Annotated in this window: 9 protein-coding genes and 1 pseudogene; 3 read left to right on the top strand and 7 right to left on the bottom strand. The window is 59.3% G+C overall.

Annotated features, from left to right (window positions below):
- The first annotated feature begins 340 nt into the window (after positions 1-340).
- Positions 341-760: an organic hydroperoxide resistance protein gene (locus DBR24_RS24275; RefSeq protein WP_007964807.1), complete on the top strand. Its 420-nt coding sequence runs from the start codon at positions 341-343 to the stop codon at positions 758-760.
- Between the two features lie 119 nt (positions 761-879).
- Here the strand turns inward: DBR24_RS24275 and DBR24_RS24270 are convergent, their stop codons facing one another.
- Together DBR24_RS24270 and earP are read right to left on the bottom strand one after the other, a co-directional pair.
- The gene (locus DBR24_RS24270; RefSeq protein WP_123466546.1) at positions 880-1449 is read right to left on the bottom strand and encodes an elongation factor P; all 570 of its coding nucleotides are present in this window, start codon (positions 1447-1449) and stop codon (positions 880-882) included.
- 48 nt (positions 1450-1497) lie between these two features.
- A complete protein-coding gene (earP, locus tag DBR24_RS24265; RefSeq protein WP_128616001.1) occupies positions 1498-2640 on the bottom strand; it encodes an elongation factor P maturation arginine rhamnosyltransferase EarP in 1143 nt (380 codons plus the stop codon).
- A 124-nt stretch (positions 2641-2764) separates the two neighbouring features.
- Here earP and DBR24_RS24260 point away from each other — a divergent pair, with 124 nt between their 5' ends.
- Positions 2765-3172 (top strand): hypothetical protein, encoded by a 408-nt coding sequence (locus tag DBR24_RS24260; RefSeq protein ID WP_128616000.1) that lies wholly within the window; start codon positions 2765-2767, stop codon positions 3170-3172.
- A gap of 2 nt (positions 3173-3174) precedes the next feature.
- Positions 3175-3657 carry a GreA/GreB family elongation factor gene (locus DBR24_RS24255; protein WP_128615999.1) on the top strand — a complete coding sequence of 161 codons (483 nt, stop codon included), beginning with the start codon at positions 3175-3177 and terminating at the stop codon, positions 3655-3657.
- Between the two features lie 9 nt (positions 3658-3666).
- On the opposite strand, the gene cysB is transcribed toward DBR24_RS24255, so the two are convergent.
- The 5 genes and pseudogenes from cysB to DBR24_RS33555 form a co-directional block, all read right to left on the bottom strand.
- Positions 3667-4641 carry an HTH-type transcriptional regulator CysB gene (gene cysB / locus DBR24_RS24250; RefSeq protein ID WP_007908591.1) on the bottom strand — a complete coding sequence of 325 codons (975 nt, stop codon included), beginning with the start codon at positions 4639-4641 and terminating at the stop codon, positions 3667-3669.
- Positions 4642-4753: 112 nt separating this feature from the next.
- A complete protein-coding gene (locus DBR24_RS24245; protein WP_123466554.1) occupies positions 4754-5257 on the bottom strand; it encodes a universal stress protein in 504 nt (167 codons plus the stop codon).
- 97 nt (positions 5258-5354) lie between these two features.
- Positions 5355-6260: a 5'-nucleotidase gene (locus DBR24_RS24240; RefSeq protein WP_123466556.1), complete on the bottom strand. Its 906-nt coding sequence runs from the start codon at positions 6258-6260 to the stop codon at positions 5355-5357.
- A 31-nt stretch (positions 6261-6291) separates the two neighbouring features.
- Complete coding sequence (locus DBR24_RS24235; protein WP_128615998.1) at positions 6292-7248, bottom strand: putative 2-dehydropantoate 2-reductase; 957 nt, start codon at positions 7246-7248, stop codon at positions 6292-6294.
- Positions 7245-7349: pseudogene (locus DBR24_RS33555) on the bottom strand (thioredoxin); the annotation flags it as partial. The pseudogene DBR24_RS33555 and the gene DBR24_RS24235, both read right to left, overlap by 4 nt.

The following is a 7349-nucleotide window of genomic DNA, read 5'->3' as shown; positions in this document are numbered from 1 at the left end:
CTGCAGGACAGCCTGATCTGACCCGCCATTAGTTCCACTGTAGGAGTGAGCCTGCTCGCGATATCGGTAGCGCCATCGTACTGACTGTTACACCGCTATCGCGCGCAGGCTCGCTCCTACCGGTGATTTCGTTGTCTGAAAAATATATTTTCACGCCTGACTTCCCCGCCAACCCGTCTAAACAGCGCTTTCCAAGATAACCGGGCGCGCGCTTTAGCGTCGAAGCGAACATTTCTCAAAAAAATATCTTGCGCACTAAACATTAGCGAGCTACATTCACTTCGCACTTAGTTAGCGCGCAAACAATTAGCGCACAAACACACTCAACGAGGCTCACACCATGCAAACGCTCTACACCGCAATCGCAACCTCCACCGGCGGCCGTGATGGTCGTGCGATCTCCAGCGACAACATCCTCGACGTCAAACTCGCCACCCCGAAAGAACTCGGCGGTGCCGGCGGTGCTGCGACCAACCCTGAGCAACTGTTCGCTGCCGGCTACTCGGCCTGCTTCATCGGCGCACTGAAATTCGTCGCCAGCCAGACCAAACGCAAGATCCCTGACGACGCCTCGATCACCGCACACGTTGGTATCGGCCAGATCCCGGGCGGTTTCGGTCTGGACATCGACCTGCACATCAGCCTGCCGGGTCTGGAACAGGCCGATGCACAGAGCCTGGTCGAAGCGGCGCATCAGGTCTGCCCGTACTCCAACGCTACCCGTGGCAACGTTGACGTGCGTCTGCACACCACCGTCTGAAGCCATACGCAAATCCCAATGTCGGCCTTCGCCTACAGGGGATTGCGTGAAACTCAAATCGCAGGCACAAAAAAGCCCGACTCAATGGTCGGGCTTTTTCTTTCCGCGAAAAGCGATGCTTATTTGGCACGGCCTTTGTAGGAACCGCCTTCGCGGGTATCGATCTCGATCATGTCACCGATTTCGATGAAGTCAGCAACCGACAGCTCGGTACCGTTCTTCAGTTTGGCAGGCTTCATCACCTTGCCGGAAGTGTCACCGCGAGCGGAACCTTCGGTGTAGTCAACCTGACGCACGATGGTGGTCGGCAGTTCTACGGAAACCAGACGCTCTTCGAAGAACACGGCTTCGCAAACGTCGGTCATGCCTTCTTCCACGAATGGCAGAACAGCTTCGATGTCTTCAGCGTTCAGCTCGTACATGGTGTAGTCGGTGGTGTCCATGAACGTGTAGGAGTCACCGCTGATGAAAGACAGGGTGGCTTCTTTGCGATCCAGGATCACGTCATCCAGTTTGTCGTCCGCACCGTAAACGGTTTCGGTCTTGTAACCGGTCAGCAGGTTCTTCAGCTTGGTCTTCATGATCGCGCTGTTACGGCCCGACTTGGTGAATTCAGCTTTCTGAACCAGCCAAGGATCGTTGTCGATACGGATCACGGTACCGGGTTTGAGTTCTTTACCAGTTTTCATTGCGAATATCCGAATTTGGATGGGATTTACAAAAATCTAGGCCGCGTATCATATCCAATTTAGGTAAAACCTTACCAGCGCTGCGGCAAGATCGGCCTGCAAGCCTTGTTCCAGACACCACACTTCGGCGTTTTCCTGCAGTTCTGGCCAATGTTTGCGGGCGATGAGCCAGTGATCGCCAATCGGCTGACCGGCACTCCACGCCCGCCACAGACCGTTCATCGCCTCAGCGGCGGCCGGTGAAAGCCCTTTCGTATACAGCGCGAGGAACGCGTCGAGCTTGTCCAGATGGATGTCTTCGTCCTGCTGATAGATGTGCCAGAGCATTGGCCGCCCCGCCCACTGCGCCCGCACGAACGAGTCTTCACCCCGCACCGCGTTGAAATCGCAGCACCAGAGCAGATGATCGTATTGATCCTGACGGACGAACGGCAGCACCTGCACCGTCAGCGCCTGACGCACGTTGAGGTCGCCGACGGCCAGCGAATCGACCCCGAGCCAGTGCGCAACATCACCGAGAATTCGCCCTTCCGGCACCAGCAGGTGGGTGGGTTCGTCATCGGCGGCCAGCATATCCAGCCAGCTGGCGAGACCGGTGTTCTCGTAGGCGAACAATGAAATCAATTGTGCGCCCGGTGCGCGAACGATCCCCAGACTGTCGAGGAATTGCCGCTGTGCAGCGGCGTCCTGTTGAAATTGCCGACGCCGCTCAAGCAAACCGCGTTCACGCAGCAAGCCACCGGTGCCCGGCTGAAACCCGGGGAAGAAGAAAAACTTCTGCACCGATTTGTATTTCACCGAGGGCAAACCATGACAACCGACGACCCAGTCTTCGGCGCTGAGGTAATCGAGGTTCATCCACAGCGGCGGCTGTTGGCGCTCGGCCATGGCATCCATGTACGCAGGCGGCAACTGACAGGCAAACGCGGCGATCACCACGTCTGCGGCTTGCGCCTGTGTCCACTCGCTCGGCCAATGGCACACCTCGACGCCCTCTTGCCATTGCTGCGCGACATGGATATTGATCTCGGGGCACATACGCTCGAAGGCACGCAGATCATCGACCCACAAGCGCACCGTCAGTGAATGCTCGGCCACCAGTTGCCGGGCCAGACGCCAAGTCACGCCGATGTCGCCATAGTTGTCGACCACGGTGCAAAAAATATCCCAGCGGGTTTTCAGATCCGACATTCAAGACTCCCGTTGGCAAAAGCCGCGATTGTCCGCATAAATGACCTCGCGCAGAAGAGCCGACGGCGATTAATCTTCGTGCGACAATCGCCACTTGCCCGCAACCATCCGCCAGGAGGCAGCCATGCCCTATCGCCCCAATCCGCGTCGCCCCTTGCCTGTCCAGCTTAGCGCGCTGCGCCTGACCGGCAGTATTGCCCTGGGCATGTGGCTGGGGTTCCTGGCCATTGCGCTGACCTGCTGGCTGCTCGCGCCTGTGCTGCTCAAGGAACAATTGGCGCCGGTCGCCCAGGCGGTACAGCAACTGGCCAATCCGCCGGCCGTCCAGTTCCAACCGGAGAGTCCACCGCAAAGCCGGCTGTTCGAGCAGTACGAAGAGAACCTGCGCAAGAACGAACAACAGGCGCGACTGGATCAGGCACGCGGTAACACGCGCAACCAGTCAAATCCTAAATGCCAGTTCTGGCTGCAACAGGACCAGACCGCGCCGAGCGAAAAGAGCCGCGCCAATGTTTTGCAATTCTGCGATTGATCATGAACAAACACATCGTCCACCAACTGATTCTCGACAAACTGCGCGTTGACCTCGACATCGCCGAGCGCGCCGCGCAAACCGCTTACGAAACCGCGACCCACGAGGAAAACATCGCCGAAAACAAGTACGACACCCTCGGACTGGAAGCGTCGTATCTGGCAGCAGGTCAGGCGAAACGGGTCGAGGAAATTCGCCAGTCACTGGCGCTGTGCCAGAACCTGACGTTGCGTGCCTACGACGAAAGCCGTGGCATCGAGGTCGGCTCCCTGCTCGGTCTGGAGGACGAAAAGGGTCGCGAACAATGGCTGTTTCTGGCGCCGGATGCGGCGGGCCTGAAAGTCGATGTGGTGGGTCAGCCGATTACCGTCATCACCCCGCGCTCGCCGCTGGGCAACAGCCTGCTGGGCAAATTCGAGGGCGATGAGGTGGAGATTCTGGTGGCGGGCACCCGGCAACAGTTCGCTGTCACCGAGGTGCTGTAGGACAACCGCTTAGTGAACCGGCAGTTCGACGCCGTCGAACAGTTCTTCCAGTTCCTGCTTGTTGTGACACTGAATGGCCTTGGCCATCACTTCGCGGGTCAGGTGCGGTGCGAACTTCTCGATGAAGTCGCACATGAAGCCGCGCAGGAAGGTACCGCGACGGAAACCGATCTTGGTGATGCTCGACTCGAACAGCTCGCTGGCATCCAGCACTACCAGGTCGTTGTCGAGTTTGGTGTCGACCGCCATCTTCGCCACGATGCCCACGCCCAGGCCCAGACGCACGTAGGTTTTGATCACGTCGGCGTCGGCGGCGGTGAACACCACTTTCGGCGTCAGGCCACGATGGCTGAAGGCTTCGTCGAGTTTCGAACGGCCGGTAAACCCGAACACGTAAGTCACGATCGGGTATTCGGCCAGCGCTTCAAGCGTCAGTTTCGGCAGTTTGGTCAACGGGTGGCCCTGCGGCACGACCACGCAACGGTTCCAGCGGTAGCACGGCATCATTACCAGATCGCCGAACAACTCCAGCGCCTCGGTGGCAATAGCGAAATCGACAGTGCCGTCAGCGGCCATCTCGGCGATCTGCATCGGCGAACCCTGGTGCATGTGCAGCGCCACATCCGGGTATTGCTTGATGAAATTGCTGATCACCGGCGGCAGCGCATAACGCGCCTGAGTGTGCGTGGTGGCAATCGACAGGGTGCCCTTTTTCTCGTTGGAGAATTCCTGGGCAATCTGTTTGATGCTTTCGACCTTGCGCAGAATCTCACCGGCAGTGGTGATGATGCGCTCGCCGGCCGGCGTGACGCGAGTCAGGTGTTTGCCGCTGCGGGCAAACACTTCGACGCCGAGTTCGTCTTCCAGCAAGCGGATTTGTTTACTGATGCCCGGTTGCGAGGTGTAAAGGCTTTGGGCTGTAGCGGAAACGTTGAGGTCGTGGTGCGCCACTTCCCAGATGTAGCGCAATTGTTGAAGCTTCATATGAATCCCTCAAAGCAGGTAGACGCCACGGGCATCAGCGTTGGTATATAACTATATTAATGGTTTGAAGAATAAATCTAGAACTTTTTTATCAAAAGACCATTATTCCTGCTCAGCGATCCTCCCGCCGCCGACGCTCCACCAAGGGCACCAGATACACCGGCACCTTGGCCAATTGCAGGACCCGGGCCGCCGTGCGCCCCAATGGCGTTTCTGCGCCCACCCCGTGGCTGTGACTTCCTACGATCAGCAAATCGACAGAGAGTTTCTGCACCTGGTCCAGAATCACCTGCGACGGATCGCCCTGCAGCACACGCACGGCACAAATGCGCTGCAGATCCTGCTCGCCCTCTTCACCCAGTTCTTCGCGAAAACTTTCCAGCACGCGCTGCTCGATACTGGCGATGACGGTTTTCAGACCCTGACTGTGAAATTCGTTCAGTGCCTGCTCGTCGAGATAACTCTGCAACACCGATTCGGCGAACAGCCCCATCGGCTCCACGGCATGCACCACATACAGGTCGGCATTGAACGTTCGCGCCAGCGCCAGGGCATGCTGCATCACTAACGGTGCGTACAGACCGAGGTCAGTGGCATACAGCATCGAACGAATCATATGACCTCCTCGCGTGCCAAAATGGCGGAGATTTGATTCAGCTTAGCAGTGCCTTGGCGACTACGACGGGCGACGCAACGTCTTGAACCACAGGGCTTTAGACCGGCGGTTCGTTGCTGATGCCATGGGGCACGTGGCCCGTGGCGACCACTTCACGGGCCAGTTCGCAGTGACCGGTCTGATCGTCGAAAAACACATCGGCGGCAAACGCTTCCAGAAACGCCGATTTGGTCAGGCCGCCGAGAAACAGTGATTCATCGAGACGGATATCCCATTCGCGCAAGGTGCGGATGACGCGCTCATGGGCCGGCGCCGAACGCGCGGTGACCAGCGCCGTGCGAATCGGACACGCGTCGTCGGGAAACTCGCGCTGCAACAGATTGAGCGCAGCGAGAAAGCCTTTGAACGGTCCGCCGCGCAAAGGCTCACGCGCCGACTCACGCTCCTTGGCCTGAAACGCTTCCAGCCCACCAGACTGATAAACGCGCTCCGACTCGTCGGAAAAAATCACCGCATCACCGTCGAACGCGATGCGCAATTCGTCGCTCGCCGCACGGCTGGCGCCGCCGGACAGAATCGTCGCCGCCGCGAACCCGGCATCCAGCGCTGCGCGCACGTCCTCGGCGTGAGTGGAGAGAAACAGGTCGCAACCGAAGGCCTTCAGGTACGGATAAGGGCTACGTCCGCCGACGAAAGCTGCGCGGGAAATGGCCAGGCCGTAATGGTGAATCGAGTTGAACACCCGCAAGCCGGTGTCGGCGCTGTTGCGCGACACCAGAATCACCTCGACCCGCGCGCGGCCGAGGCGACTGTTGAGGCTCAGGAGCTTTTCCACCAGCGGGAAGGCATCGCCCGGCGCGAGGATTTCGTCTTCGTGTTCGATCTGATACTGCCGATAGGCTTCAACGCCGCTCGACAGGTAAACCTTATGGCTTTCGCTCAGGTCGAACAGGGCCCGCGACGAGATCGCCAGCACCAGTTTGTCATCGATGTTCTTGGCCATGCCTTCCCCCACCCCTTACACAAAAATCGACCTAAACGTTACGTCGGTCGATAAAACACAGACTGCGATACAGCGCGTCGATACGCGGCAGTTCGAGACCCGCCGCTTTGGCCGCCGCCAGTGGCCGGGCGTAGATCGCCTCAAGCTCCAGCGGACGTTTGTGCACAAAGTCGTGGTGCATGCTCGGCCAGTAGTCAGGCATTTTCTCGGTCATCGTGAACAGGTAGTCGGCGTAACCCGGCGGCATGTCGTGGCCACAGGCCTTGGCGCCCTGCACCACTTCGGCCATCAATGCCTGAATCAGCACGCGACTGTCGGCATCGGCCATCAGCGGTGCGGTGCCGGCGCCGAGCAGCACCGACAGACCGTTGTAGGGAATATTCCACACCAGCTTCTGCCAGCGCGCCTGATGCAGATCGGGCATCGCTTGCGACTCGATGCCCGCCGCACGGAACAGGCTGGAGCCCTCCTCGACCAGCGCCATGCGTGCGGCACTCTCCAGCGCCGGGCCGCTGTGATAACCGACGTTGACCGCGCCCAGAGCCTGATGCGTGATCTGCCCCGGCCCCTCGCGATGCACGCAGATCAGGCACAGCCCGCCCAGCAGATGAAGGGACTCGGGCAATAGCTCACGCAAACTGTCTTCGACGTCGAGGCCGTTTTGCAGCACCAGCACCTTCGCGTCAGGCTTCGCCGCCTGAATGATCGACGGTGCCAGACCGGCATTGCTGGTGGTCTTGGCGCCGACCAGCAGCCAGTCGCACTGGGGCATGTCTTCGGCCGCTGCATAGGCCTGTACCGGATGCAACGTCAGCGGACCATGCACCGCACTGTTCACCTGCAAGCCGCGCTCGGCCACCGCCGAGAACTCGCTGCGCAACAGAAAGTGCACATCGAAGCCGGCCCGCGCCAGCATCACACCGTAGAAACCGCCAATCGCACCGGTACCGATAATCCCCACCACCGGTTTGTTCACTGCCCCCATCATGGCAACTCCTCTGCAATTCGACCCAGTGCCTGCACCAATGCCCCGTTGAGAGCATCGGCCGTCAGGCGCGTGTGCAATGCTCCAAAGAACTCGCCGTCGCG

Source organism: Pseudomonas sp. HMWF006, from assembly GCF_003061205.1.
In the GTDB taxonomy this organism is placed as follows: domain Bacteria; phylum Pseudomonadota; class Gammaproteobacteria; order Pseudomonadales; family Pseudomonadaceae; genus Aquipseudomonas; species Aquipseudomonas monsensis.
This window is presented reverse-complemented; position numbering and strand designations above follow the sequence as displayed.

Excerpts from the sequence above, each read along its gene's own strand:
- DBR24_RS24240 (WP_123466556.1), bottom strand. The coding sequence starts at position 6,260 with ATGGCCAAGAACATCGATGACAAACTGGTGCTGGCGATCTCGTCGCGG.
- earP (WP_128616001.1), bottom strand. The coding sequence starts at position 2,640 with ATGTCGGATCTGAAAACCCGCTGGGATATTTTTTGCACCGTGGTCGAC.
- cysB (WP_007908591.1), bottom strand. The coding sequence starts at position 4,641 with ATGAAGCTTCAACAATTGCGCTACATCTGGGAAGTGGCGCACCACGAC.
- DBR24_RS24255 (WP_128615999.1), top strand. The coding sequence starts at position 3,175 with ATGAACAAACACATCGTCCACCAACTGATTCTCGACAAACTGCGCGTT.
- DBR24_RS24270 (WP_123466546.1), bottom strand. The coding sequence starts at position 1,449 with ATGAAAACTGGTAAAGAACTCAAACCCGGTACCGTGATCCGTATCGAC.
- DBR24_RS24245 (WP_123466554.1), bottom strand. The coding sequence starts at position 5,257 with ATGATTCGTTCGATGCTGTATGCCACTGACCTCGGTCTGTACGCACCG.
- DBR24_RS24235 (WP_128615998.1), bottom strand. The coding sequence starts at position 7,248 with ATGATGGGGGCAGTGAACAAACCGGTGGTGGGGATTATCGGTACCGGT.
- DBR24_RS24275 (WP_007964807.1), top strand. The coding sequence starts at position 341 with ATGCAAACGCTCTACACCGCAATCGCAACCTCCACCGGCGGCCGTGAT.
- DBR24_RS24260 (WP_128616000.1), top strand. The coding sequence starts at position 2,765 with ATGCCCTATCGCCCCAATCCGCGTCGCCCCTTGCCTGTCCAGCTTAGC.